Genomic DNA, 24,507 nt, shown 5'->3' on the forward strand with positions numbered 1-24,507 from the left:
GCGGCGAAGCGGCTCCGGGATCCCCAACTCCACGAAGCCGCTCACCACGCACTGAAGCCCGCCGGTCTCAACCGGCCCTACTTCAGTCCGAGTTGACGCAGGTGTTGCCGAAGGCCGGGTTCAGACCGCCGATGACGTCGACCGTGTTGCCGCAGAGGTTCACCGGGACGTGGACCGGGACCTGCGCCATGTTGCCGGACAGGACGCCGGGCGAGTTCGCGGCGACACCCTGCGCGCCCGCATCGGCGAAGGCGGCGCCGGAGGCGGCACCCGTGGCGAGCCCGGCGGCGGCGAGGGCGAGAGCCGTCTTCTTGGCAGTGTTCATGATGGAACCTTCCATTCGGGGGTTGCCTCAGCGTAGGCAAATGGCCGGGAGCCGCCGGAAGCGAACACGCCGGGTTTATTGTCTTTCCCTCGTACAGCGCAGGAGGCGGCCGGACGGCCCCTCAATTCACGCTGCGGAAGGACTCGTTCGCGCCTGCGCTAACCGCCCAGCGGCATTCCGCCGATGAGCTGTCCCGGATTGGGTGCCCCATTGGTCTTGTTCAGGTCGTGCGCGGTGGCGCCCACGGTGTGGAGCAGGGAGTCGTCCGACTTGGGGTCGAGCAGGTTGGTGCGCACCGGCGACGCGTCGATCATGTTGGGAGCGGACGACACGTTCTGGGCGATCGTGTCGAGGCCGCCGTTCAGGCTCATGGGCGGGAGGTCCCCGGCCGCGAAGGCCGGTGCCGCCGCACCCACGACCGCGAGGGATCCGGCGAGTGCCGCGGCAACCTTCATCGACTTCATCATCAATCCTTCCGCGGCGAGTTCCGTCGCCGAACCGTGCTTGTCCCTGAATGCATTGCGCTGCTTCGCCCTGGGTAACGACCCGCCGACGCCCGGGAAACCCTTCGGTTCCGGATTCATGGGCCGCCACCCAATTGCGGGGCCCGCCGATACGCACGTGGGATTTCATGAATTCTGCTGTGCGGTAAGGAGGTTGATGGGTCGGGACAGCCGAGAGCGCCGGTCCCGTCCGTGACGGGCCGGCGCTCTCGGGGTGCGGCTCAGACGGGCAGCTTCGGCACCGCGTCCGTGGGCGCCTTGGGCAGCCCCGGCAGGTTGGGCACCGGCAGGCCGCCGCCGGTCACGGTGGTCAGGACGAGCCCGACGAGGCCGGTGACCACCGAGGTCGCGGCGGGGACGATGGCCCCGACATTGACACTGGTGACCGCCTTGACGAGGTCGTCGATGCCCTTCTTGACCGCGGCGACGGCATCGTCCTTGGCGGCCGCCAGCACGGCGTCCTGCTCGGGGCCGCCCAGCGGCACGGCCGCCGGACCGGCGGCGGGCGGGGTGACCGGCGCGGCGGCCGGGGGCGTGACGGGGGCCGCCGGAGCCGCCTGCTTCAGCGCGTCGAGGGCGGACGTGGCCTTGCCGGCCAGCGCCGCGGTGTCGGCCGCCGAGCCTCCCTTGAGCACACCGGTCAGCAGGTCGGTCACGGGCGTGAGGACGCCGCCGAGACCGTTCAACTGCTGGGCCTGGCCCAGCAGGGCGTCGGCGCTCGGGACCGGCGCCTCGGCACGGACCGTACGCGGCGGCGGCGAGTCGGCGGCCATCGCGGTCCCGGCGGACCCGGCGACGATCACGGTGGAAAGGGCCGCTGCGACCAGGCGCCGCGGTGTTCGTACAAGCATGAAACGGTTCTCCTTGGGTGGGGCGAGCGAGCTCTCCTCACCGTGCGCACGCCCCCAAACCCTCGCAACCGGATGGTCGTCCTGAGTGATCATCAGTTGCCCGCCACGCCGCGCCGAGCTGGCACAACCCCGTACCGGAAGAGCCCGGCGGACTACCGCCATCCGGGGCAGCACGAAGCCCCGGCCCGCTCCCTGGAGAGGAGCGGACCGGGGCTTCGGCGAGGAACTACTTGTTGATGCAGGTGTTGCCGAACGCGGGGTTCAGCAGACCGATGACGTTCACGGTGTTGCCGCAGACGTTGACCGGGATGTGAACGGGGACCTGCGCCATGTTGCCGGACAGGACGCCGGGGGAGTTGGTGGCCGCGCCGTGCGCACCGGCGTCGGCGGCGGCGATGCCGGCCCCACCGGCGATGGCGGCAACGGCAGCGGTGGACAGGACCAGGGCCTTCGCGGTACGCGACATGGAGAAGCACTCCTAGATTGAGAAAGTCATTGACCGGGTGTTTGTCACTCGACCTACACCTCAACGCGAACCCGGCCGCCCGGTTTTGCCCCTAACGGGTGAACCAGGGTTTTGGGGGCCGCGAAAATGGCGAGGGGGCCCGTCCGGACCGAGGCCGCGAGCCGCGGCGCCGGTCCGGCGGCGTCACCCCTGGGGATTACTTGTTGATGCAGGTGTTGCCGAAGTTCGGGTTCAGCAGACCGATCACGTTCACGGTCAGGCCGCAGGCGTTGACCGGGACGTGCACGGGGACCTGGAGCAGGTTGCCCGACAGGACGCCGGGGGAGTTGGCGGCGACGCCCTGCGCACCCGCGTCGGCGCTGGCCATGCCCGCACCGAGCATCACGACCGCGGCACCTGCGCCCGCCGACACAACAGACTTTGCAATTCGATTCATCGCTTTTTCCTTTCGGGTGGAGATGGGGCCACCGATACAACGACCGTGTCGTCAAGGGGATACGCACGATCGCTCGAAGGGGACACTCCGTCTCCACATTCATGACCGGACCGGGTTGTAAATACGGTTACAGTTGCCCACCGCCGGGCCGCGCCACATACGGGATCTTCGGCGGCCGGAGCGCCGGCCCTGCGGAATTCGAGGGCGGCCGCACTGCGGGGAGAGCCCCGCAGCATTTTTGTTCAGCTTTCTTTTCGAGCGCCAGGACCGGAGTGACCGCGCATGCCGACGAGAGCGAACACCCCCGGCGGACCCGAGGGGCCGGGGTCCGCCGGGCAGTTGAGTGTCCTGCACCTGGTTCAGCCCGTTGAGGGGGGCGTAGCCCGAGTCGTCACGGACTTGGTGCGGGACCAGCTGCGCAGTGGATTCCGGGTCACCGTGGCATGCCCCGAGGGAGGCCCGTTGAGCACCGAACTGACGCGTCTGGGTGCCCGGGTGCACCCCTGGCGGGCCACCCGTTCACCTGGCCCCGCGCTCCTCGGGGAGACCCTGCGGGCGGCCCGCCTCGTCCGGCGGGTGCGCCCCGACGTGATCCACGCCCACAGCGCCAAGGCCGGGGTCGCCGCCCGGCTCGCCGTGCGCGGCAGGGTGCCCACCGTCTTCCAGCCGCACGCCTGGTCGTTCGAGGCCGTCGGCGGCATCACCGCGCGGCTCTCCCGAGGTTGGGAGCGTGCCGCGGTGCGCTGGACCGCGCGGATCGTGTGCGTCAGCGAGGGCGAGCGGGCCACCGGGGTGCGGGCCAAGGTCGTCGCGCCCTGCTCGGTGATCCCCAACGGGGTGGACCTCGACCACTACTCGGCGGCCGACGAGACCCCGGCCGCCCAGGGCGCGCCGTTGGTCGTGTGCGTGGGACGGCTGTGCCGCCAAAAGGGCCAGGACGTGCTGCTCGCCGCCTGGCAGCGGGTGCGCGAGGCCGTACCCGGCGCGCATCTCGTCCTGGTCGGCGACGGCCCGGACCTCGCGGCACTGCGCGCGGCGGCGCCCGGCTCGGTGTCCTTCGTCGGCCCGGTCGGCGACACCGCCTTCTGGTACCGGGCCGCCGACCTGGTCGTGCTGCCCTCCCGCTGGGAGGGCATGGCGCTCGCGCCACTGGAGGCGATGGCGTGCGGCCGCCCGGTGGTGGTCACCGACGTCGGGGGCTCCGCCGAGAGCCTCCCGCCCGGGCAGGCCCCGCTCTGTCTCGTACCGCCGGACGCACCGGAGGAGTTGGCGCACGCGATGACGCGGCTCCTGACCGACCCCGCGCTGCGCACCGATCTGGCCCGCCAGGGCCACGCCCACGTAACCACCACCCACGACGTGCGGCAGACGGCCCGAAGCATCGCGGAGGTGTACCGCGACGTGGCCGCTCTGCAGCGCTCCGAGGACAGGGAACCCATCAGCCAGTGACCGCGGAAAGCATCGTCCCTGCCGCCGGGGGGCCGCCCCACGGGACCGGGATGTCATCGGGAACCGTTTCGGTGGTCACGCCCCGCGAGGCGCCGGACCACTTCGCCTTCGTGGCCGGGCGGCCGCGCACCGTGCAGCCGTTCGTCGCCGTGCTGCTCGCCACGGACTGCGCGGCCGGGCTGCTCGGCCTGCTCGCGCTGCCGTACACCGGCCTTCCGCCGGGCCCCGCCGGGCTGCTGGTGGCCACTGTGCTCGCGCTCAACGCCCAGGCCGGGCTCTACCGGCCGACGATGGCACGGGGGGTGCTCGCCGATGTGCCCGCGCTGTTCGTGCGGACCCTGATCGGCTGGTGCCTGCTCGCCACCGTCCTCGCCCACGAAGGCACCCTGGTCCACGAGCCGAACGCCGCCCCCCTCACGGTGGCGGCGGTCGCGACGGGCTGCGCCCTGCACACCCTGGCCGGCTGCGCCGGGCGCGGCACAGCGCTGTGGCTGCGCCGCCGCCAGGGCGCCCGCAGGCCCCGGCCCGCGCTTGTGGTGGGTCCGGCTGCCAGCGCCGTACGCGTCACGGCGGCACTCGCGCGGCGCTCGGGCGGCGGCATCCGTCCGGTCGGGGTGGTCGTGCCGCCGGCCGAGGCCTCCGTCGAGGCCGGGGTGCCGGTGCTGCGCAGCCTGGAGGAGGTGCAGCGCGCCGTCATCCAGAACGGGGTGCAGGACTGCCTGTTCACCTACGCCCCCGAGACCACGGCCCCCGTTCCCCCGGCCTTCCTCGAAAGCATGGGCTGCACGCTGTGGCAGCTGGACACACGGGCGCCCGGACAGACCGTGCCCCACCAGCAGGCGGACGAACTCGCCGCCTTCCCCTGCCACCCCCTCACCAGCGCCCCCGCCTCGGTCCCCGGGCTGTTCTTCAAGCGGGTCGCCGACCTGGCCCTCACCCTGCCCGCGCTGCTTCTCGCCGCCCCCGTACTCGCGGTGTGCGCGCTGGTCCTGCGGCGCAGCGACGGGCCCGGGGTGCTGTTCCGGCAGGAGCGGATCGGGGCCGGCGGGCGGGCGTTCACCCTGCTCAAGTTCCGCACCCTGCGCCCCGACACCGCGCACGAGGCGGCGACCCGCTGGAACATCGCCGACGACCAGCGGATGAGCCGGGCCGGGAGCTTCATGCGGCGCACCTCCCTCGACGAGCTGCCCCAGCTGTGGAACGTGATCCGGGGCGACATGAGCCTGGTGGGGCCACGCCCCGAACGCCCTTATTTCGTCGCCCAGTTCAGCCAGGCCCACCCCGGTTACGCGGCCCGGCACCGGATGCCCGTCGGGCTCACCGGGCTCGCCCAGGTGCAGGGGCTGCGCGGGGACACCTCGATCGAGGACCGGGCGCGCTACGACAACTACTACATCGACCACTGGTCGCTCTGGCAGGACCTGTGCATCCTGCTGCGCACCGCCGTCTGCCTCGTCCGCCCGACGGGGAGCTGAGCGTGCACGCCGTCGCGGCCGCGCCGCCGCTGCCGATGCCCGCCCCGCCCCACCGGGCCCTGCGCCTGCTGCCGCTGCTCGCCGTGATCACCCTGCTCGCCACTCCCCCGTTGGGCGGCGACGGCTCGGCCACCGCAGCGGACGCGGCCTGCGGGGTGCTCGTGGTGTGGGCGTTCCTGCGGGTGCTGCGCTCCGGCGAGCGGCCGCTGAGCCGGCAGGCCGCGATCGTCATGGGGCTTCCGGTGACCGGGATCTGCGTGGCCGCGATGGGCGCCGTCGACCCCGGCACCGCGATCGCCGGACTCGGCCGCTACCTCCAGATCTTCGTCCTCGTACCGCTCGCCGTGCTGCTCCTGCTGCGCGACCGCGAGGACTTCCGGCTCGCGGCCTCGGCCGTGGTGGCACTGGCCCTGTTCGAGGGCGGCGTCGGCGTCCAGCAGTACCTGACCCGTACCGGCGCCTCCTACATGGGCGAGGACATCCGGGCGGTCGGCACCTTCGGCGCCTCCGACATCATGGGCATGGCGACCGTGGTGTCCTGCGGACTGCTGTGCGCGCTCGGCCTCGCCCTCGACCCCACGCCCGGCGCGAGCCGCACCCGCCGCAGGGTCGCGCTCGGCTGCGCGGCCCTGCTGCTCCTGCCCCTCGCCGTGTCGTTCAGCCGCGGCGCCTGGATCGCGACGGGCATCGCCTCCATCGCGCTGCTGCTGCTCTCCGGGGTGCGCCGCGCCCTCGCCGTCCTCGCGGTCACCGCGGCCGCCACCGTCGTCCTGGTCGGCGTGAGCGGGTCCGGCACGCAGATGCTCCAGGAGCGGCTCGCCAGCATCACCCAGGTCGAGAGCGCTCCCGACCAGTCCGTGACCGACCGGTACACCATGTGGGCGGCAGCCGAACTGATGTGGCGTCAAAGTCCGCTCACCGGCGTCGGGTTGAAGGGCTTCCCCGACCACCGCGACTCGAACTCCTCGCTCGCCCTGTCCTCCGGCAGCGACACCGCGGGCGCGGGCGCCGCCTTCAAGCGCCAGCCCCTGCTCTCCCCGCACAACATGTACCTCCTCGTCCTGAGCGAGCAGGGCCTCATCGGCGTCGTCACCCTCGTCGGCGGCTGGGCCGCCCTCCTGGTCACCGGAGTGCGCCGACTGCACCGGGCGCGCTCGGCGCGCACCGCGATGGACTGCGGCCTGGTCGCCACCGGCCTGCTGACCTGGCTGCTCGTCGACTTCTTCTACGGTGACATCGGCGGCCCGTCGACGGCCCTGACCGCACTGGTCCTGGGCCTCGCCGCCTGGTGGGGCCTGGCGCGAGGGGCGGCCCGCCCATGACGGAGACCGTCCCACCGCTGCTCCCGGCACCCGCCGCCGCACCCGAACACCCCACCTCCGGACGGCTGTTGGCGAGGGCCGCGTTCCTCACCGCCGTCCTCACGCTCGCGGGCGCCCTGCTCGGGCTGCTGCGCGACCAGGCCTTCGCGCACGTCTTCGGCGCCGACACCGACACCGATGCCTTCCTGGTCGCCTGGACGGTCCCCGAGGTCGCCGCGACCCTGCTGATCGAGGACGGCCTGGCCTTCGTCCTGGTGCCCGCGTTCAGCCTCGCCCTGGTCGGCCGGGGCCGGCAGCCCGGCCCCGATCCGGTACGTGCCCTGGTCGCGGCCACCTTGCCCCGGCTGATGCTCGCCCTCGCCGCGGGCGCCGCCGTGCTGATCGCGGCGGCCCCGGCCGTGGTCGCCGTCCTCGCGCCCGGGCTGCCCGCCACCGGCCTGGCCGTCGACTGCACCCGCCTCACCGCGACCTGCGTCTTCAGCTTCGGGCTGACCGGCTACTGCAGCGCCGCGCTGCGCGGACACGGCCGCTTCCTCGCACCCGCCTCGATCTACGTGGCGTACAACGTGGGCATCATCGGCCTGCTCCTGCTGCTCGGCGGGGCGTGGGGGGTGCGGGCAGCCGCCGCCGGGGTCGCGTTCGGCGGCGTCCTCATGGTGGTGATCCAGGTGCCTGCGCTGTGGCGCAGCTGGCGGCAGCGGGAGGCGGCCCTCGCGGTGCCCGAGCCGCGACGCGCGCCCGCCGGCCAGGCACCACGGGCGCTGCGGCTCGCGCTGGTCGCCCCGGTGGTGGTGTTCGCGCTGAGCCGCCAGACGCAGGTCCTCATCGAACGCTTCCTCGCCGCGCCGCTGCCCGCCGGGGCCATCTCGCATCTGAACTACGCCCAGAAGGTGGCGCAGATGCCGATGGTGCTCTCCCTGATGCTGTGCACGGTCACCTTCCCCGTCATCGCGCGCGCCCTGGCCGCGGGCGACACCGAACGGGCCCGGCGGCGGGTGGAGAGCGACCTCATCGTGGCCGGCACCATCGTGCTGCTCGGCGCCTCGGTGGTGGTGGCCTGCGCCCCCGAAATCATCCAAGTCCTATTCCAGCGCGGCGCGTTCACCCTGCACGACACCGACGCGACCGCCGACGTCATGCGGGTGTACGCGCTCGGGCTGCTCGGCCAGACCCTGGTCGGAGTGCTGGCCCGCTCCTACTTCTCCGAGGCCCGCCCCCTGTGGTACCCGGCCTGCGCCATGCTGGCCGGCCTCGCCGCGACCGCCGTCGCGGGCGCGCTCGCCGTGCCGGTGTGGGGCGCGCCCGGCATCGCCGCCGCCAACGCGCTCGGCATCACGCTGACCGCCCTGGCCCTGCTCTGGGGCAGCGGCCGTCGCCGTACCGCCCTCTCCGTGCGCTGGGTGGGCGGACAGCTCGCCCGGCTCGTCGTGGCGGGCTGTGCCGCCACCGCCGCCTGCCGATGGGGAGCCGGCCTCACCTCAAGTCCGTTGCCCGCACTGATCGTTGGGTCCGTCCTCGCCGTCGTGGCCTTCACCGTCACGGCCCGGCTGCTGCGGGTCCGGGAGTTCTGTCTGCTGTTCCGTCCCGTCACACGAAAGCTCTGGCATGCCCGTTGACACGGCAGTCGGCGACCCGAGGGGTCCACTGACTGGTTCGAGACCGCGCCCCGCCGCACCGCTGTGGGTGGCCATGTACCACTCGGTGACCCACACCACGGACGACCCGTACCACATCACCGTCTCGCCGCCCCGCTTCGAACGCCAGCTGCGCTGGCTGCGCGGGCACGGCCTGAAGGGGGTGAGCATGGCCGAACTCCTGCGCGCCCGCGCGTCCGGCACCGCCCGCGGCCTGGTCGGCCTCACCTTCGACGACGGCTACGCCGACTTCACCGCCGAGGCCATCGCCCTGCTGCGCCGCTACGACTGCACGGCCACCGTGTTCGTCCTGCCCGGCCTCCTCGACGGCACCAACGAGTGGGACCCGCTGGGACCGCGCAAGCCGCTGCTCGACGAGCGCGGCATCCAGCAGGCCGCGACCTGGGGCATGGAGGTCGCCTCGCACGGCCTGCGCCACCTCGATCTGACCCTCACCGACGAGGACGCCCTGCACCGCGAGGTGCGGGACAGCCGCAAGCTGCTCCACGACCTGACCGGCCACGAGGTGGCCGGCTTCTGCTACCCGTACGGGGCCGTCGACGTGCGGGCCGTCGACGCGGTTCGCGCGGCCGGCTACGCGTACGCCTGCGCGATCGACCCGGGCCCGCTGACCGGCCGCTACGCGCTGCCCCGCGTCCATGTGGGCGAGCGCGACAACGGCTGGCGCCTGCACCTCAAGCGCAGTCTGCACCGCTGGCGCCGCGACGAGCCGGCCGACCTCCCGGAGGGCACGTGAAGGTCCTGCACGTCATCACCGGCCTCGGCGTGGGCGGCGCCGAGCAGCAACTCAGGCTGCTGCTGCGGCACTTGCCGTACGAGGCCGACGTGGTGACCCTCACCAACCCCGGCACCGTGGCCCGCGCCATCGTCCGCGAGGGCGGCCGGGTGCGCAACCTCGACATGGCGGGCAACCGCGACCTGGCCGCGCTGCCCCGGCTCACCAAGCTGATCGCGCGCGGCCGCTACGACGTGGTCCACACCCATCTGTACCGGGCCTGCCTGTACGGCCGCCTCGCGGCGAGGCTCGCCCGGGTCCGTACGATCGTGGCCACCGAGCACTCCCTGGGCGAGGCCCGCATGGAGGGGCGCCCGCTCGGCCCCGGGGTGCGCGGCCTCTACCTGGCCAGCGAGCGGCTCGGCACCACGACCGTCGCCGTGTCCCCGACCATCGCGCACCGGCTGGCCCGCTGGGGCGTGCCCGAGCGTCGCATCCAGGTGGTGCCGAACGGCGTGGACGCGGCCCAGTTCGCCTTCAGCGCCGCCGCCCGCACCTCCGTGCGCCGCCAACTCGGCCTGCCCGAGCGCGCGTTCGTGGTCGGCGCGGTCGGCAGGCTCGCCGCGGGCAAGCGGTTCCACACGCTCATTGACGCCCTGGCCGAACTCCCCGACGCCTGGCTGGTGTTCGCGGGCGGCGGCGAACAGGAGCAGCCGCTGCGGGCCCGCGCCGAACGGCTCGGGGTGGGCGCCCGGGTGGTGTTCGCGGGCGAATGCGTCCAGGACAACACCTCCCCGGCGGGCCACCGCCCCAGCCTCGCCGGGGTGCTCTCGGCCGTGGACTGCCTGGCCTCGCCGTCCGGCGAGGAGGCGTTCGGCCTGGCCGTGGTGGAAGGCCTCGCGGCCGGGCTCCCGGTGGCGTACGTGACGTGCCCGGCCATCGACGACCTGCCGGCCGGCTCGGCGCCCGGCGCGCTGCGCACGGGCCGTACCACCGCCGCCTTCGCCACCACCCTGGACGAACTCCGACGCGCGGGCCGCCCCCGGCTCCCCGTCCCCGACGCGGTGCGCCGCTACTGCGTGACCGCGACCTCGGCCCAACTGGTCCGGGTGTACGAGGCGGCTGCGGCCCGCGCGCCGCTGCCGCATCCCGCGTACGACCCGGCGCCGGCCCCTGGGGCACCCGCCCCGGCGGGCCCCTCGCCGGCCGGTTCACCGGCCGGGTCGGCGCACACCTCCCCGACGAATCCCCGATGAACTCCTCGGAGAAAGAAGAGTCCAGATGAGCAGATTCTCCGGCCCGCGGCAGCGCCAGAACGCCCGCGGCCCGCGCGCCAGGTCGCTGCCCCGCTGGTGGCCGCTGCCCGTGTGCGCACTGCTCGGCGCGACCGCCGGCGGCCTGTACGGCGCGGTCAAGACACCGGAATTCAGCGCCACCAGCTACGTGGTGGTCACCCCCGGCGAGAAGTCGGACCCCTCGGTCGCCCTCGGCTTCGCCCAGGCCTACGGCCGGGTCGCGACCGAGGTCGCCGTCATCGGGGACGCCCAGATCTGGGCGGGGGTCAGCGCGACGACGCTCCGCAACAGCGTGCAGACGGCGACCTCCCCCGACGCCCCGATGATCGCGATCACCGCCACCTCGGGCCGGGCCGCGGACGCTGCGGGCATGGCGAACGCGGTGGCCCGCGCACTGACCCTGAACGGCACCCACACCCAGGCCGACACCGGGGTGCGCGTCGTGCAGTTCTCGCGCGCCGTCAAGCCGCTCGCCCCCTCCTCCCCCTCGGCCGGACTGACCGCCCTGGTGGGCGGCTGCGCGGGCGGCCTGCTCGGCGGCCTCGGGCTGCTCGCCCGGCCGCGCCGCCGCCCCGAGGACGCACCGGAGTCCGAACGTGCGGCCTCGGTGCCGAGCCCGGCCGGCGCGGCGTCCGTGCCGCAGGAGGTCGGCTAGTGTCCGGCCTCCGCGTGGAGCTGTGCACCGACGACCTGCGCTTCGCGGATCTCGCCGCCAACTGGCTCCAACTGCACCGCAGTTGCAGCGCCGCGACCCCCTTCCAGAGCCACGCCTGGCTGCACTCGTGGTGGCTCTCGTACGGGGTGCGGGGGCGGCTGCGGGTCCATCTCGCCTACCAGGACGGCCGGTTGGTCGGGGCGGCCCCGCTGATGCGGGTGCTGCGCCCGCTCCCGGCGCTCGTGCCACTGGGCGGCCCCATCTCCGACTTCACCGACGTGCTCCTGGCCGACGACTGCGCCGAGGAGGCCGCAGCCGCCCTCACCGGCGCGCTGATGCGCTCGGCACGCGGCGCCCTGATCGACCTCGGCGAAGTGCGCCAGGGCGCCGGGGCCGAACGACTGCACGCCAACTGGACAGCACCCAAGCACCAGTTGACGGACTCCCACTGCCTTGAGCTACCGGTCGCCGGCATGGACGGCCTGCTGTCCCGGCTCCCCAACAACCGCGCCCAGCGCGCCCGCGCCAAGCTCCGCAAGATCGACGCGCTGGGCATCGAGCAGCGCGACGTACCGCCCGACGAGGTGCCCGGCGCGCTGCACACGCTGCTCGAACTGCACGGGCTCCAGTGGCAGGGGCGCGGGGTGACCCGCGAGCATCTGCGGCCCCGCTTCGAGGAGCATCTGGCGCGCGCGGTCGGCGAGATGACCCGGCAGGGCGACGCGGTGGTCACCGAGTTCCGCCTCGATGGCGAGGTCGTCGCGGCCGATCTGACACTGCTGTCGCCGGCCCTCGCCGGTGGTTATCTGTACGGGGCGCACCCCGGGCTGCGCGGCCGCAAGGTGGACGTGGCCACGATGCTGCTCCGGGCCTGTGCCCAGCGGATCGAGGGCAGCGACCGCGGCGCGCTGAGCATGCTGCGCGGCAACGAACCGTACAAGCAGCACTGGCGGCCCGAGGTGCGGGTCAACCAGCGCTTCCTGCTGGCCCGGCGGCGCACCCTGCCGCTGCTGTGGGCCGGTGTCCTGCACGCGCGCCTGCGGCGTCGGGCGGGCGCCGCGCTGCGGGCACTGCGGCAGTGGCGGGACGACCGGAGCCGCCCCGCCACGGAGGCCTCGGGACCGTCAGTTCCGGCGTGAGAACCAGTCGAGGCGCATGCAGAGCTTGCCGCCCATCCAGTGCTCGACCCACGGGCCGAGGTCGAGCGGCGAACACGTGCCGTTCGGCAACGGACCGACCGGCGTCGCCGGCTTCGGGCTCGGGCTCGGGGCCGGAGTCGGGCCGGTACCCGTGCTCGGGCTCGGGCTCGGCGAGGTCGAGGGCTGCGGAATCGTCGTCGGGGCCGTCGGCGGGGTCGAGGGCTGCGGGGGCGTCGGCGGCTGCGGGGTGGGTTCGGTGCGACCGTACAGGAGCGAGCGGTAGAGCTCCGAGGCACGCGGGTTGTCCGAGCACCCCCACACCCCGTGCGGGCAGTAGTCGGTGATGGTGTTGTAGACCGGCTTGTGCGCGTCCATCCAGGCCAGCATGCGGCGCATGTACTCGGTGTTGTCCCCGTTGCGGAACAACCCCCACTCCGGGTACGAGATCGGCTTCTTGTGGGCGGCCGCGAAGTCGACGTGCTGCTGCAGCCCGTACGGCTCCTTGATCTGCTTGTCGAAGTCCACCCCGCGCGGCTGGTCGTAGGAGTCCATGCCGATGATGTCGACGAGGTCGTCGCCGGGGTAGCACTCGGTCCACGGCACCGCGTCGCGCCCGCGGCTCGGCGTGAAGTCGAAGCGGAACTTCTGCCCCGGCACCGACCGCATCGCGGTGACCGCGTTCTTCCAGTACTTCTTCCACGACTCCGGGTCCGGTCCGCAGCGGTGGGTGTACGTGGTGCCGTTCATCTCCCAGCCGAGCACGATCACGGTGTCCGGGACCTTGAGGTCGACCAGGCGCTCGGCCAGCCGCTTGAAGTGCACGTCGAAGTCCCCCGCGGCGCCCTTCGCGAGCAGCTGACGCACCCGGCCGTCGGGGATTCCGGCCTCGTTGAGCGCCTGCATCGGCACGTTGAGGACGAGGGTGCGGTCGGCTCGCTCCCTGCGCCAGGTGGCCCAGTCCTGGAGGAACCCGGCCCGGCCCTCGATGTCCGACCAGGTATTGCCGGGCAGATAGGTGTGCCCGACCTTGATGTCGGTCCCGCCGAGCCACTTCTGCAGCGCCGCGATGCGCCGTACGCCGAGCGTGCCGGAGTCCAGGAAGGCGCCGAAGTCCGCGGCGGCGGGGTGGGCGGGGGTGGGAGTGGGAGTGGGATCGGCACCGCTCCCGGGGCTTTGCCCGTCTCTTGGTACGGCTCGTTGTACGTCGCCCTGCCCGTCTCGTTGTACGTCGACGCCGGGGGCCAGTGCCAGACTGCAAAGGGCACCTGCCGCCAGAACACTCGTGGTGAAGGTGGCCGCTCTATGACGTCGCCGACGCATGTGCGCTCCCTTGGTTCTGAGGACCCTCCGGATTCCCGGTTGGAAAATATTCTTATTGCGCCGATAGGGAAGATAAGCAGCGAACGCGATAAGCCGCTCGAAAGGGTGTATGCCGGATTCCCCTCCGCCACACCGCCCCCTGAGGCCCCCTCAGATCTCCTCCCGACCGGCGACGGGCACGACGAAGGGCCCGGCTCCTTCTCAGGAGCCGGGCCCTTCGTCGCGAGGGGAATGCGACCGAGCGATCTCTGTGCGGACCCCTCAAGGTCCGTATTCGTCAGCCGAGTTGAGGTGGCCGTCCGAAGTGTCCCCGCCCGGCCCCCACCCCGAGCCCTCGGCCGTCACTTGCCGCGGGTGGGGGTCCTGGCGGACGCCTCGGGTCAGGCCTGGGCCATCGCCCTGCCGCGTCGGTAGAGCACCCCTCCCCCCAACACGAGCCCAGCAGCGCCGACCCCGGCCGCCACCAGCCCGGCCCCGTCCCCGAACCCGGTAGCGGCCAGCTGCGGCCCCGCCGCCATGTGCGCGGCAGCGGGAGCCCCGACGACACGAGGCGCGGACCGCTGAGCGGGCTGCGTCCGAGGCGCAGGGTGAGGCCGCGGATGCTGCGCGGGAGGCACGGCGTGGGCGGACGGGGCGTGGTGGGCCGGAGGGGCGTGGTGCGTGGGGGGTGCGTGGCGGACGGGGGGTGCGGGGTGCACCGGCGGTGCGTGGTCGACGGGCGGGGCGTGGTGCACAGGCGGAGCCTGGTGAACCGGAGGGGCCTGATGCACGGGCGGGGCCTGGTGCACCGGAGGGGCCTGGTGCACGGGCGGAGCCTGGTGAACCGGCGGGGCCTGGTGCACCGGGGGTGCCTGGTGCACGGGCGGGGCCTGATGCACGGGCGGGGCCTGGTGAACCGGAGGGGCCTGGTGGATCGGTGGGGCGTGATGCACCGGGGGTGCGTGATGCACGGGCGGTGCATGGTGGACCGGCGGGGCCTCGTGGACCGGAGGGGCCTGGTGGACCGGGGGTGCGTGATGCACGGGCGGCGCGTGGTGCACCGGGGGTGCCTCGTGCACGGGCGGGGCCTGATGCACGGGCGGAGCCTGGTGAACCGGCGGGGCCTGGTGAACCGGAGGGGCCTGGTGCACCGGAGGGGCCTGATGCACGGGCGGGGCCTGATGGACCGGCGGCGCATGATGCACAGGCGGAGCCTCGTGAACCGGCGGCGCATGATGCACCCGGGGTGCGTGGTGGGTGCGGGCCGGGGGCGGGGGCGTACCGGGGCCGGAGTTGCAGTGGCCGCCCATCGCCGGGTTCATGAGACCCGCCGCGCTCGCGGTGTCCCCGCACGCCTGGACCGGCGCATCGGCCGGCGCCCCCGCCGAGTTCCCCGTCAGCACGCCCGGCGAGCCGCTCGTCACGGAACTCGCCCGACTGGCAGCGCCCTGCCCGTACTCGCGGCCGTACTCGTGCCCGTACGAACCCCGGTCCTGCCCCGGGCTCCCGTACGAGCCCCCGTACGCGTCGTCGTACGAGCCCCCGTACGGACCGCCGTGCTCCCCGTACGAACCGGCACCGTCCTGGCCGGCCCGTTCGGCCAGCGCGTCCGCGGCCCGTTCCGCCGGGCTCTCCACGGTCGGCGAGACCGTCTCGCAGTGGTTGCCGAAGGACGGGTTGAGCGCTCCGGCCGGATCGACGGAGTTCCCGCACGCCTGGACCGGGACTTCCACCGGCGCCGAGATCGAGTTTCCCGACAGCAGGCCCGGCGAGCCCGTGGTCTCGCCGTCCGTGGTGGCGGCCTGGGCGTAACCGCCGCTCATCGAAAGGACACTCGTGGCTGCCACGGCAGTAAACAGGGTCTTGCTGATGACCTGGCGCAATGGGCTGTCTTCCGTGTCGCAGGGAAAAGCTGAGGGGAAACGGAGAAAACCGATTTTGGGGCGTGCGGAGGGCACGCCCCAAAATCGGAGTGGAGAGTCCTGGTGCTACATCACTTGTTGATGCAGGTGTTGCCGAACGCCGGGTTCAGCAGCGCGATCACGTTGACGGTGTTGCCGCACAGGTTGATCGGCACGTGGACGGGGACCTGGAGCAGGTTGCCCGACAGGACACCGGGGCTGCCGACGGCCGCACCCTCGGCGCCGGCGTCCGCGAACGCGGGGGCGGCCGCGCCACCCGCGGCGATGACCAGACCGGCCAGAACCGTCGCAGCCTTCATGTACTTCACGTGGGTTTCCTTCCCTCAGTCAAAAAGTCGCGCAACCAGTCGTTGCTCACGGCGCGTTGCCAGAGCTTTCGCCCAAGGAGCCGCTGACAACGTGGTAACGACCGATCCCGGCAAAGGAAACCGAAGGGGAAGTGCCCTGCCGAGTTACTCACCCAAATGGCAGGAGGTAACGCCCTTTGCCCTTACGGGATTTCCCGGATTCGCCGATTCCCCGAAACGTGTGCGGCAACGCATTCGGCACAAAAAAACTCGGGCCGCCGCAGCCCCGGAAGGGACCGCGGCAGCCCGAGCCGCTGCGTACGGGATCAGCCGTTCGCGGCACCGTTGCCGGAGAGGACCGGGATCTGGTCCAGGATGTGCGACAGCGGCTCGTCGCCCTTGGCCTGGGTCGAGTTCTCCGTGCACTGCTGGTTCTGCGGGGCCGAGAGGACCGGCACGTCCTGCAGGACGGTGACCGGCACGAGGCCGACCAGGGACGCGAGGTTGGCCTTGACCGGAACACCGAGGCAGGGCTTGTTCAGCGTGCCCTGGACCAGGGACAGCTGGGGGCTCATGTCGCCGTCGGTCTTCGAGTTGCCGAAGGCCTGCTTCGCGCCGTTGCCGCTGAGCGAGGTCGTGCCGCCGTGGTCGCCGATCGCCATGGCCGGAGCGGCCAGCATGGCGGAGGCGCCGACGAGCGAAACGGTGGCAGCGGACGCGGCCATAACCTTCTTGAGCATGGTCTTCCCTTTTCTTGGTGGAGAGCACGTGCAGTACCGCGCTCTTATTCCACTGCGCCGTACTACTGCCTGGTCAACTTCGCCGCACTGGTTTGGTTCCGGCGCTTCACCCGAACGGTTCCGCAAGAGGCGCCAAGATGCCGAACAATGCCCCGAACGCCGTCCCGAACACAACGCCGTAAAGTGCGATCGGTTCTCCATATAATCCCAGCCTGGAATCGCCGCAGGAACCCGGAAGGTCGCATTTTCGTACGGCCGAAAGAGTGAACGGCAGAAACCAATCCACCCTGGGACCGGTTGGGCAGGTGGCTCCGTACGGGGCATCCACCAGAAAGGGACCACCGTGATCAAGAAGGCTATGGCGGCAGCAGCCGTCGGCGTGTCCGTCGTCGGCGCAACCGCGGCGATGGCGCCGCAGGCGATGGCGATCGGAAATGACGGCGGCACCAGTTCTGTCAGCGGCAACGGCGCGATGCAGGCGTACGGGAACTCCTCCACGTACGGCAACATGAGCCCGCAGATCGGCCTGATCCAGGGCTCGTTCAACAAGCCCTGCATCGCCCTGCCGGCCAAGGCGAACCTGGCCTCCCTCGTGGGTCTCGTGCCGGTCACCGTGCTGCAGGACGTGCCGATCCTCTCGGCGCCGCAGACCCAGCAGTGCACGGAGAACTCGACCCAGGCCAAGGGCGACGAGCCGCTCTCGCACATCCTGGACAACATCCCGGTCCTGTCCGGCAACGGCGCCGCGAACCACTGAGACCAGGGTCCCCAGGACAGCCGGACCGCTGTCAATCCCTTCGGTGGTCCGGCACCCTGATTTCCAACGGCCGGATCGCCGGTGAATTCCGGCGATCCGGCCTTTTGCCTTGCTTGGCATTGCTTGGTACCGGGCGGCGTAATTCAGCCCGCTTTCACGCCGGCCAGCAGGAACCGTTGACGAGTTCGTTCCATTCCCAGTCGGGACGGCCCGGCACCGTACGCCCTTCTGCGGCCCAGGAACGCACCAGGTCCGCGTAGAGGGGCTCGGCCGCCGCCTCGCTCTCGAATCGTCGACGGGTGATCGGGATGAAAGTCTGCCGGCGCCAGGCACCCTGCGTCTCAGTCATGTTTCCTCACCATCGGTCGTGGTGACTGCCTATTACCACGGCCAGGCGGATTTGAATTCCGCGATGCTCTGTCCGGGGGACAGGGCGCAACTTAAAGAGATTCTTTCCGTTTCTCTTCACAGATCCCCGTCAGTGGAATCAGACCAACAGGAGTAGACATGCAGAAGTTGTGGTCGGCCGCAGCCGTCGCCGCAGCCGTTTCCGGTGTCGCGATGATGGCCGCGCCGCAGGCGATGGCGATCGGGGACGACGCCGGTACGACGTCGCTCAGCGGCAACGGCAGCGAGCAGGCCTTCGGCAACGCGAAGACCGACGGCGACATGAGCCCCCAGATGACCCTGGTCTCGGGCTCCCTGAACAAGCTCTGCGCCGGCGTTCCGGTCAAGGCCAACCTCGCCTCCCTCGTCGGCCTCGTGCCGGTCACCGTCCTGCAGGACGTGCCGATCCTCTCGGCCCCGCAGAACCAGCAGTGCACCGAGAACTCGACCCAGGCCAAGGGCGACGAGCCGCTGTCGCACATCCTGGACCAGATCCCGGTCCTCTCCGGCAACGGTGTGGGCAACGGCTGAGCACCACCAGCCTGAACGACGGCCGGTCCCGGGTCACCCGGGACCGGCCGTTCGGCGTGCGGGGCCGGTGCCCGTCAGGCCAGCGCCTCGTCCAGCAGCACCGCCCACTGGGCCACCACCCGCTCCCGGCGGCCCGCGTCGTCGGTGAGCAGGTTGGCGAGACCCAGGCCGCGGGCCATGTCGAGGAAGCCCTGCACCGTCTCGCGCACGCCCGGCACCGACTCGTCGGCGCCCAGGAGTTCCACGGCGATGCGGTGCGACTCGCGGCCCACCTTCGCCTCCAGGTCGGTCACCCGGGCATGCAGCTGGGGCTCGTTGGCGGCCGCCACCCACAGGTGCAGCGCGGCCCGGAACAGCGGGCCCGTGTACAGCCCGACGAGCCCGGCCACGACCTCCCGCCGGTCCCTGCGGTCCAGGGCCCGCAGCGCGAACGACCGCTGCTCGGCGACGTATTCGACCGCGGCCGTGAACAGGTCCTCCCGGGTCGGGAAGTGGTGCTGGGCCGCGCCCCGCGAGACCCCGGCCCGCTCGGCCACCACGGACACCGTCGACCCCGCCCAGCCGTGCTCGGCCAGACACGCCACGGCCGCCTCCAGCAGGCGCTGCCGGGTGGCCCGGCTGCGGTCCTGCTTGGGGGTCTTCGGTGGGGTCACAACACCCATGCGGGGTCCCGTCGTTCGAGGAAGGCCGTCACTCCCTCCCGCGCCTCGGCGGAGGCGAAGAGGGACGCCGAGCGGGCGGTCAGCTCCTTCGACCAGCGGTCGAAGGTCTCCGACACGGTAGCCGTGACCAATGCCTTCGACGCGGCCAGGCCCTCGGGCGAGGACCGGCGCAGCCCGTCGAGGACCGGTTCGAGGGCCGCGTCCACGTCGTCGGCGGCCAGCGTGACGAGACCGGTGCGGGCCGCCTCCGCCGCGTCGAAGCGCTCGCCCGTGAGGTAGTAGCGGCTCGCCGCGCGCGGGTCCATGCGAGGAAGGACCGGCATGGAGATCACGGCCGGGGCGAGGCCGAGCCGGGCCTCGGTGAACGCGTACGAGGAGTCGGGTCCCGCGACCGCGATGTCGCAGGCCGCGAGGAGGCCGAGGCCGCCCGCCCGGACGTGTCCCGTCACCCGCGCCACGACCGGTTTGCGCAGCTCCACCACCGTACGCATCAGGGCGACGAAGGCCTCCGGGTCCGGCGGCGCCTTCAGATCGGCGCCCGCGCAGAAGGTGTTGCCGGTGTGCGTGAGCAGCACGGCCCGTACGCCCGGATCGCCCGCGCAGCGCGCGAGGGCCGCGCCGAGCCCGGCCACCAGGGGCGCCGACAGGGCGTTGCGGTTGGCGGGCGAGTCCAGGGTGAGGGTGGCGATGCCCCGCTCGTGGGCCTCGCGGACGAGTGACCCGCCCCTTTCACGCGCCACGCCTGTCCCGTCGGCCTTGCCCGTCCCGCCTGTCCCGTCGGCCTCGTCCCTCACGTTTCTCCCGTCCGCCTTGTCCGTCCCGTCCGTCCCGTCCGTCACGTCGGCAGCCCCTTCCGTCGGTCCATGTCCGCCTCCGCCCGCACCGCTCGGTCCCCGCACGCCTCCGCCTCTCCGTTCATGCCCGGTCCTTCTCGCGCTGCCGCAGTTCACGCCGCAGGATCTTGCCGGACGCGGCCCGGGGCACGGCTTCGACGAACTCCACCCGGCGGACCTTCTTGTACGGGGCGACGCGCTCGGCGACGTACGCCGTCACCTCGTCCGCGTCCAGGGCCGGCGCCCCCGCCTGGCGGACGACGAACGCCTTGGGCACTTCGTTTCCGTCCGCGTCGTACACGCCGATGACGGCCGCGTCCGCTATGGCGGGGTGGGTGAGCAGGAGCGCCTCCAGGTCGGCGGGGGCGACCTGGAAGCCCTTGTACTTGATGAGTTCCTTGACCCGGTCGACGACGTACAGCCAGCCGTCCTCGTCCACCCGGCCGACGTCTCCGGTGTGCACCCAGCCGTCCGCGTCGATCATGTCGGCGGTCGCCCCGGGCCGGCCGAGGTAGCCCTTCATGACCTGGGGGCCACGGATCGCGACCTCCCCCTCCTCGCCCGGCCCGGCGTCGCGGGCCGGGTCGTCCAGGCACAGGATGCGCATCTCGGTGGACGGCAGGAGCTTGCCGACCGCCCCGGCCGGTGGGTCCGGGGTGGCCAGCGGGACGGTGTGGGTGCCGGGCGACAGCTCGGTCATGCCGTACGCCTGGCGTACCGGCGGCAGCCCCAGGCGGGCCGAACAGGCCGCCGCCAGGCGGGAGTCCAGGGGGGCCGCGGCGCTGACGACGTACTCCAGGCAGGACAGGTCGTACTGGGCGACCGCCGGGTGCTTGGCCAGGGCGAGGATCACGGGCGGGGCGACGTACAGGCCGGTGATGCGGTGCTTCTCGATGGCGCCGAGGAACTGGTCGAGGTCGAAGCGCGGCAGCACCACGACGGTGGCGCCGCAGCGCAGCGGGGCGTTCATGAGCGCGGTCATGCCGTAGATGTGGAAGAACGGCAGGACCGCGAGGATGCGGTCGCCGGGCACCATCGGGACCAGCGGGTGGAGCTGGGCGAGGTTGGTGGCGATGTTGCGGTGGGTGAGCATCACGCCCTTGGGCACGCCCGTGGTGCCCGACGAGTACGGCAGGACGGCGACGTCCTCGGCCGGGTCGAAGGCGACGGCGGGCTCGGGGGCGTCGGTGTTCAGCAGGTCGTGCACGACGGAACGGTGGCCCTCGGCCCGGTCGCAGACGAAGATCTCCCGGATGCCGCCGACGAGTTCGGCCGCCCGGCGGGCGGTCTCCAGGAGCGGGGAGACGGTCACGATCCAGCGCGCCGAGGAGTCGCCGAGCTGCTTGGCGAACTCCTCGGGCGTGCTGAGCGGATGGACGGTGGTGACGGCGGCCCCGGCCCGGGTCGCCCCGTAGAACACCACGGGGTAGAGCACCGAGTTGGGGCTGTGCAGGGCGAGTACGTCTCCCTTGCGCAGCCCGGACGCGGCGAGGGCCGCGGCCAACCTGCGGTGCCACACGTCGAGTTGACCGTAGGTGATGGCACTCGTGCCGCTGGTGTCCGCGGCGTCGACGAGAGCGACGGTGTCGGGGTGGGCGGCGGTCGAGCGGGCGAGGACCGCCTCGTGGATGGGCTCGTCGACGACGGGCACGTCGGCGTACTCGCTGCGGAAGATGCGGGGCGCGCTGGGCGCGGGAACGACGGGGGAGTCCATGGAGGGGTCTCCTAGTACGGCTGGGCGGACTTGTCGAGGCTCGGGGACACCGCGCACCCCGCGGCGTGGCTAGTACGACTTGGGCAGGCCCAAGGACTGGTGGGACACGTAGTTGAGGATCATTTCGCGGCTGACCGGCGCGATCCTGGCCACCCGGGCGGCCGTGATGAGCGAGGCGAGCCCGTACTCGCGGGTCAGGCCGTTCCCGCCCAGGGTGTGGACGGCCTGGTCGACGGCCTTCACACAGGCCTCGGCGGCCGCGTACTTGGCCATGTTGGCGGCCTCGCCCGCTCCGACGTCGTCGCCCGCGTCGTACAGCGCGGCCGCCTTCTGCATCATCAGACGGGCCAGTTCCAGCTCGATGTGGGCCTGGGCGAGGGGATGGGCGATGGCCTGGTGCCCGCCGATGGGGAGCTTCCACACCTGGCGGGTCGTGGCGTAGTCGACGGCCTTGGCGAGCGCGTAGCGGCCCATGCCGATCGCGAACGCGGCCGTCATGATCCGCTCCGGGTTGAGCCCGGCGAACAGCTGGAGCAGCCCCGCGTCCTCGTCGCCGACGAGCGACTCGGCGGGCAGCCGTACGTCGTCGAGGACGAGCTCGAACTGCTTCTCCTCCGCCTGGAGTTCCATGTCGATCCGGGAGCGCTGGAAGCCCGGGGTGTCGCGCGGGACGATGAAGAGGCAGGGCTTGAGGCTGCCGGTGCGCGCATCCTCGGTGCGGCCGACGATGAGGGTCGCGTCCGCTATGTCGACGCCCGAGATGAAGACCTTCCGCCCGCGCAGAATCCAGCCTCCGCCGTCGGCGTCGCGCCGGGCGGTGGTGGTGATGCGGTGCGAGTTCGAGCCGGCGTCGGGCTCGGTGATGCCGAACGCCATGGTCAGCGTGCCGTCCGCGAGACCCGGCAGCCACGTCCGCTTCTGCTCCTCGGTGCCGAAGCGGGCGATGACCGTGCCGCAGATGGCGGGCGAGACCACCATCATCAGGAGCGGACAGCCCGCCGAGCCCAACTCCTCCAGAACGATGGACAGTTCGGCCATGCCGCCGCCCCCGCCCCCGTACGCCTCGGGCAGGTTGACGCCGAGGTAGCCGAGCTTGGCGGCCTCCGACCACAGCGCCGCCCGGTCGAAGCCGCGGCCGTGCCGGGCGCCGAGCGCGGCGACGGCCGCCCGCAGGTCCTTGTTCTCCTGGCTTTCGATGACACCGCTCATGCTTCTTCGTCCTCCGATACGACAACGGCGAGCAGGGCACCGACCTCGACCTGGCGGCCGGGTGCGGCGTGGAGCGCGGTGAGGGTGCCGGAGACCGGAGCGACGACGCGGTGCTCCATCTTCATGGCCTCCAGCCAGAGCAGCGGCTGTCCCGCACGCACGCGACAGCCTTCCTCGACCCCGTCGGCGACCCGCACCACGACCCCCGGCATGGGGGCGAGCAGCGAGCCGGGCGCGACGAGGTCGCTGGGGTCGGTGAACCGGGGGTGGGCGGTCAGCACGTGACACCCCGAAGCGGTGTCCACGAAGACCGTGGAGCCGTACCGCGACACGGTGAACTCCCGCACCACACCGTCGATGTCGAGCCGTACGCGACCGGGTTCGACGGCGTCGAGTCGGACCTGCGGGTAGCCGTCGGCTTCGAGGCCGCGCCGGGTGAGGCGATAGCGGACCTCGTGTTCGCCGTACCGCTTGACCTGCGGCTGCGACGGCACATTGCGCCAGCCGCCGCCGAACCGGCCGCCCCGCGCCGCCGCGTCCGCGAGGGCGGCGGCGAGGGCCGCGAACTCCGCGCCGGGCAGGGCGGTGGTGAGGTCGGTGAGGTTGCGGTCGTAGAAGCCGGTGTCCAGGCGGGCCGCGTCGGCCCCGGCGAAGTCGGGGTGGCGCAGGGAGCGTACGAGCAGGTCGCGGTTGGTGGCCGGGCCGTGGATGCGGGCGCGTTCGAGGGCACGGGCCAGCTTGCGGACCGCATCGGCGCGGGTCGGGGCGTGGGCGACGGCCTTGGCGAGCATGGGGTCGTAGTGCACGCCGACGGTGTCCCCGTCCGCGTACCCGCGGTCCAACCGCACGCCGTAGACGGCCAGTTGATGGATTGGGCCGGTCTGCGGGGCCCAGCCCGCGGCCGGGTCCTCGGCGTAGAGGCGGGCCTCCACAGCGTGGCCCCGGGCGGCGGGCGGGGTGGCCGCGAGGGGCTCGCCCTCGGCGATGCGGAGCTGGAGAGCGACCAGGTCGAGGCCGAACACGGCCTCGGTGACGGGGTGTTCGACCTGGAGGCGGGTGTTCATCTCCAGGAAGTGGGCCCGGCCACCGGCGACCAGGAACTCGACGGTCCCGGCCCCGCGGTAGTCGGTGGCCTTCGCGGCCCGGACGGCCAGGGTGTGCAGCTCTTCGGACACCTCGGGGCCGAGGCCGGGCGCGGGGGCCTCCTCGATGACCTTCTGGTGCCGGCGCTGCAGGGAGCAGTCGCGGGTGCCGAGGACCCAGATGGTGCCGTGGGCGTCGGCGAGGATCTGCACCTCGACGTGGCGTCCGCCCTCGATGTACGGCTCGACGAACACGTCCCCGTCCCCGAAGGCGCTGAGCGCCTCGGCACCAGCGGCCGCCAACTCCGCGTCAAGGTCTGCCAGTTGACGAACGACACGCATTCCGCGCCCGCCGCCTCCCGCCGTGGCCTTGATCAGCAGGGGGAGATTCGCCTCGGTGACATCGGCGAGGTTCAGGGGTGGCAGCCCCATGAGTTCCTTGGCGCGGGTCTTGGACGCCATGGCCTCGATGGCCTCGGGCGGCGGCCCGATCCAGACCAGCCCGGCGGCGGTGACCGCCCGCGCGAAATCGGCGTTCTCGGAGAGGAAGCCGTACCCGGGATGCACCGCGTCGGCGCCGGCGGCGAGGGCGGCCTTCACGATGAGGTCGCCGCGCAGATACGTCTCGGCGGGCGTGGCCCCCGGCAGCCGTACGGCGGCGTCCGCCTCGCGTACGTGCAGGGCGCCGGCGTCCGCGTCCGAGAACACGGCGACCGTGGCGATGCCCAGCTCACGGCAGGTGCGAAAGACGCGGCAGGCTATCTCGCCCCGGTTGGCGACGAGTACTGACTCGATCAT

At 72.5% G+C, this 24,507-nt stretch carries 25 protein-coding genes and 1 pseudogene; 10 read left to right on the forward strand and 16 right to left on the reverse strand.

The window, feature by feature from the left end; all coding sequences use genetic code 11:
* Nucleotides 1-82: 82 nt before the first annotated feature.
* The 5 genes from IE267_RS15915 to IE267_RS15935 all read right to left on the reverse strand — a co-directional run bounded on the left by IE267_RS15915 (nt 83) and on the right by IE267_RS15935 (nt 2,581).
* A complete protein-coding gene (locus tag IE267_RS15915; RefSeq protein WP_167159063.1) occupies nt 83-325 on the reverse strand; it encodes a chaplin in 243 nt (80 codons plus the stop codon).
* Between the two features lie 158 nt (nt 326-483).
* Nucleotides 484-789 carry a hypothetical protein gene (locus tag IE267_RS15920; protein WP_167159061.1) on the reverse strand — a complete coding sequence of 102 codons (306 nt, stop codon included), beginning with the start codon at nt 787-789 and terminating at the stop codon, nt 484-486.
* Between the two features lie 260 nt (nt 790-1,049).
* Nucleotides 1,050-1,679: a hypothetical protein gene (locus tag IE267_RS15925; RefSeq protein WP_189763659.1), complete on the reverse strand. Its 630-nt coding sequence runs from the start codon at nt 1,677-1,679 to the stop codon at nt 1,050-1,052.
* A gap of 226 nt (nt 1,680-1,905) precedes the next feature.
* Complete coding sequence (locus tag IE267_RS15930) at nt 1,906-2,145, reverse strand: chaplin (protein WP_100573938.1); 240 nt, start codon at nt 2,143-2,145, stop codon at nt 1,906-1,908.
* 196 nt (nt 2,146-2,341) lie between these two features.
* A complete protein-coding gene (locus IE267_RS15935; RefSeq protein ID WP_167159057.1) occupies nt 2,342-2,581 on the reverse strand; it encodes a chaplin in 240 nt (79 codons plus the stop codon).
* A 282-nt stretch (nt 2,582-2,863) separates the two neighbouring features.
* Between IE267_RS15935 and IE267_RS15940 the strand changes: the two genes are divergently transcribed.
* The 8 genes from IE267_RS15940 (at nt 2,864) to IE267_RS15975 (ending at nt 12,286) form a co-directional block, all read left to right on the forward strand.
* Nucleotides 2,864-4,030 (forward strand): glycosyltransferase family 4 protein, encoded by a 1,167-nt coding sequence (locus tag IE267_RS15940; protein ID WP_167159055.1) that lies wholly within the window; start codon nt 2,864-2,866, stop codon nt 4,028-4,030.
* 50 nt (nt 4,031-4,080) lie between these two features.
* Nucleotides 4,081-5,505: an exopolysaccharide biosynthesis polyprenyl glycosylphosphotransferase gene (locus IE267_RS15945; RefSeq protein WP_229861206.1), complete on the forward strand. Its 1,425-nt coding sequence runs from the start codon at nt 4,081-4,083 to the stop codon at nt 5,503-5,505.
* A 35-nt stretch (nt 5,506-5,540) separates the two neighbouring features.
* On the forward strand, nt 5,541-6,827 hold the full coding sequence (locus tag IE267_RS15950; RefSeq protein WP_189763772.1) for an O-antigen ligase family protein: 1,287 nt from the start codon (nt 5,541-5,543) through the stop codon (nt 6,825-6,827).
* Nucleotides 6,824-8,443, forward strand: coding sequence for a murein biosynthesis integral membrane protein MurJ (gene murJ / locus IE267_RS15955; protein ID WP_167159053.1), 1,620 nt, complete (start codon nt 6,824-6,826; stop codon nt 8,441-8,443). The genes IE267_RS15950 and murJ overlap by 4 nt, the downstream gene beginning before the upstream one ends.
* Before the next feature lie 85 nt (nt 8,444-8,528).
* Nucleotides 8,529-9,218: a polysaccharide deacetylase family protein gene (locus tag IE267_RS15960; protein WP_308428809.1), complete on the forward strand. Its 690-nt coding sequence runs from the start codon at nt 8,529-8,531 to the stop codon at nt 9,216-9,218.
* Nucleotides 9,215-10,453 carry a glycosyltransferase gene (locus IE267_RS15965; protein WP_189763662.1) on the forward strand — a complete coding sequence of 413 codons (1,239 nt, stop codon included), beginning with the start codon at nt 9,215-9,217 and terminating at the stop codon, nt 10,451-10,453. Before IE267_RS15960 ends, IE267_RS15965 begins: the two co-directional genes overlap by 4 nt.
* A 25-nt stretch (nt 10,454-10,478) precedes the next feature.
* Entirely contained in the window at nt 10,479-11,147 is a 669-nt protein-coding gene (locus IE267_RS15970; RefSeq protein ID WP_189763663.1) for a YveK family protein, read from the forward strand.
* Complete coding sequence (locus tag IE267_RS15975) at nt 11,147-12,286, forward strand: GNAT family N-acetyltransferase (RefSeq protein ID WP_189763664.1); 1,140 nt, start codon at nt 11,147-11,149, stop codon at nt 12,284-12,286. The genes IE267_RS15970 and IE267_RS15975 overlap by 1 nt, the downstream gene beginning before the upstream one ends.
* Here the strand turns inward: IE267_RS15975 and IE267_RS15980 are convergent.
* The 5 genes and pseudogenes from IE267_RS15980 to IE267_RS15995 form a co-directional block, all read right to left on the reverse strand.
* A complete protein-coding gene (locus tag IE267_RS15980; protein ID WP_189763665.1) occupies nt 12,272-13,606 on the reverse strand; it encodes a glycoside hydrolase family 26 protein in 1,335 nt (444 codons plus the stop codon). The genes IE267_RS15975 and IE267_RS15980 overlap by 15 nt on opposite strands.
* Nucleotides 13,607-13,986: 380 nt before the next feature.
* Nucleotides 13,987-15,009, reverse strand: coding sequence for a chaplin (locus IE267_RS40285; RefSeq protein ID WP_506417447.1), 1,023 nt, complete (start codon nt 15,007-15,009; stop codon nt 13,987-13,989).
* 288 nt (nt 15,010-15,297) lie between these two features.
* Nucleotides 15,298-15,408 (reverse strand): annotated as a pseudogene (locus tag IE267_RS40625) (chaplin family protein); the annotation flags it as partial.
* Nucleotides 15,409-15,578: 170 nt separating this feature from the next.
* On the reverse strand, nt 15,579-15,806 hold the full coding sequence (locus IE267_RS15990) for a chaplin (protein ID WP_161246237.1): 228 nt from the start codon (nt 15,804-15,806) through the stop codon (nt 15,579-15,581).
* A 314-nt stretch (nt 15,807-16,120) separates the two neighbouring features.
* Nucleotides 16,121-16,534 carry a rodlin gene (locus tag IE267_RS15995; RefSeq protein WP_100573928.1) on the reverse strand — a complete coding sequence of 138 codons (414 nt, stop codon included), beginning with the start codon at nt 16,532-16,534 and terminating at the stop codon, nt 16,121-16,123.
* Nucleotides 16,535-16,877: 343 nt separating this feature from the next.
* Between IE267_RS15995 and IE267_RS16000 the strand changes: the two genes are divergently transcribed.
* Nucleotides 16,878-17,291 (forward strand): rodlin, encoded by a 414-nt coding sequence (locus tag IE267_RS16000; protein ID WP_100573927.1) that lies wholly within the window; start codon nt 16,878-16,880, stop codon nt 17,289-17,291.
* A gap of 154 nt (nt 17,292-17,445) precedes the next feature.
* Here the strand turns inward: IE267_RS16000 and IE267_RS16005 are convergent, their stop codons facing one another.
* Complete coding sequence (locus IE267_RS16005) at nt 17,446-17,640, reverse strand: hypothetical protein (RefSeq protein WP_161249091.1); 195 nt, start codon at nt 17,638-17,640, stop codon at nt 17,446-17,448.
* Between the two features lie 158 nt (nt 17,641-17,798).
* Here IE267_RS16005 and IE267_RS16010 point away from each other — a divergent pair, with 158 nt between their 5' ends.
* Entirely contained in the window at nt 17,799-18,209 is a 411-nt protein-coding gene (locus tag IE267_RS16010) for a rodlin (RefSeq protein ID WP_161249093.1), read from the forward strand.
* 74 nt (nt 18,210-18,283) lie between these two features.
* On the opposite strand, the gene IE267_RS16015 is transcribed toward IE267_RS16010, so the two are convergent.
* The 5 genes from IE267_RS16015 to IE267_RS16035 form a co-directional block, all read right to left on the reverse strand.
* Entirely contained in the window at nt 18,284-18,871 is a 588-nt protein-coding gene (locus tag IE267_RS16015; RefSeq protein ID WP_167159041.1) for a TetR/AcrR family transcriptional regulator, read from the reverse strand.
* Entirely contained in the window at nt 18,859-19,611 is a 753-nt protein-coding gene (locus IE267_RS16020; RefSeq protein WP_189763667.1) for an enoyl-CoA hydratase family protein, read from the reverse strand. Before IE267_RS16020 ends, IE267_RS16015 begins: the two co-directional genes overlap by 13 nt.
* A 175-nt stretch (nt 19,612-19,786) precedes the next feature.
* Entirely contained in the window at nt 19,787-21,418 is a 1,632-nt protein-coding gene (locus tag IE267_RS16025) for a 4-coumarate--CoA ligase family protein (RefSeq protein ID WP_189763668.1), read from the reverse strand.
* A 69-nt stretch (nt 21,419-21,487) separates the two neighbouring features.
* Complete coding sequence (locus IE267_RS16030; RefSeq protein ID WP_167159035.1) at nt 21,488-22,627, reverse strand: acyl-CoA dehydrogenase family protein; 1,140 nt, start codon at nt 22,625-22,627, stop codon at nt 21,488-21,490.
* Complete coding sequence (locus IE267_RS16035; RefSeq protein ID WP_189763669.1) at nt 22,624-24,507, reverse strand: acetyl/propionyl/methylcrotonyl-CoA carboxylase subunit alpha; 1,884 nt, start codon at nt 24,505-24,507, stop codon at nt 22,624-22,626. Before IE267_RS16035 ends, IE267_RS16030 begins: the two co-directional genes overlap by 4 nt.

The organism is Streptomyces xanthochromogenes (assembly GCF_014650455.1).
Classification (GTDB): domain Bacteria; phylum Actinomycetota; class Actinomycetes; order Streptomycetales; family Streptomycetaceae; genus Streptomyces; species Streptomyces xanthochromogenes.

Excerpts from the sequence above, each read along its gene's own strand:
- IE267_RS15990 (WP_161246237.1), bottom strand. The coding sequence starts at position 15,806 with ATGAAGGCTGCGACGGTTCTGGCCGGTCTGGTCATCGCCGCGGGTGGC.
- IE267_RS15925 (WP_189763659.1), bottom strand. The coding sequence starts at position 1,679 with ATGCTTGTACGAACACCGCGGCGCCTGGTCGCAGCGGCCCTTTCCACC.
- IE267_RS15915 (WP_167159063.1), bottom strand. The coding sequence starts at position 325 with ATGAACACTGCCAAGAAGACGGCTCTCGCCCTCGCCGCCGCCGGGCTC.
- IE267_RS15920 (WP_167159061.1), bottom strand. The coding sequence starts at position 789 with ATGAAGTCGATGAAGGTTGCCGCGGCACTCGCCGGATCCCTCGCGGTC.
- IE267_RS16005 (WP_161249091.1), bottom strand. The coding sequence starts at position 17,640 with ATGACTGAGACGCAGGGTGCCTGGCGCCGGCAGACTTTCATCCCGATC.
- IE267_RS16030 (WP_167159035.1), bottom strand. The coding sequence starts at position 22,627 with ATGAGCGGTGTCATCGAAAGCCAGGAGAACAAGGACCTGCGGGCGGCC.
- IE267_RS16015 (WP_167159041.1), bottom strand. The coding sequence starts at position 18,871 with ATGGGTGTTGTGACCCCACCGAAGACCCCCAAGCAGGACCGCAGCCGG.
- IE267_RS15930 (WP_100573938.1), bottom strand. The coding sequence starts at position 2,145 with ATGTCGCGTACCGCGAAGGCCCTGGTCCTGTCCACCGCTGCCGTTGCC.
- IE267_RS15970 (WP_189763663.1), top strand. The coding sequence starts at position 10,479 with ATGAGCAGATTCTCCGGCCCGCGGCAGCGCCAGAACGCCCGCGGCCCG.
- IE267_RS16010 (WP_161249093.1), top strand. The coding sequence starts at position 17,799 with ATGCAGAAGTTGTGGTCGGCCGCAGCCGTCGCCGCAGCCGTTTCCGGT.
- IE267_RS15950 (WP_189763772.1), top strand. The coding sequence starts at position 5,541 with ATGCCCGCCCCGCCCCACCGGGCCCTGCGCCTGCTGCCGCTGCTCGCC.
- murJ (WP_167159053.1), top strand. The coding sequence starts at position 6,824 with ATGACGGAGACCGTCCCACCGCTGCTCCCGGCACCCGCCGCCGCACCC.
- IE267_RS15945 (WP_229861206.1), top strand. The coding sequence starts at position 4,081 with ATGTCATCGGGAACCGTTTCGGTGGTCACGCCCCGCGAGGCGCCGGAC.
- IE267_RS15935 (WP_167159057.1), bottom strand. The coding sequence starts at position 2,581 with ATGAATCGAATTGCAAAGTCTGTTGTGTCGGCGGGCGCAGGTGCCGCG.
- IE267_RS15940 (WP_167159055.1), top strand. The coding sequence starts at position 2,864 with ATGCCGACGAGAGCGAACACCCCCGGCGGACCCGAGGGGCCGGGGTCC.
- IE267_RS15980 (WP_189763665.1), bottom strand. The coding sequence starts at position 13,606 with ATGCGTCGGCGACGTCATAGAGCGGCCACCTTCACCACGAGTGTTCTG.
- IE267_RS15995 (WP_100573928.1), bottom strand. The coding sequence starts at position 16,534 with ATGCTCAAGAAGGTTATGGCCGCGTCCGCTGCCACCGTTTCGCTCGTC.
- IE267_RS16025 (WP_189763668.1), bottom strand. The coding sequence starts at position 21,418 with ATGGACTCCCCCGTCGTTCCCGCGCCCAGCGCGCCCCGCATCTTCCGC.
- IE267_RS16035 (WP_189763669.1), bottom strand. The coding sequence starts at position 24,507 with ATGATCGAGTCAGTACTCGTCGCCAACCGGGGCGAGATAGCCTGCCGC.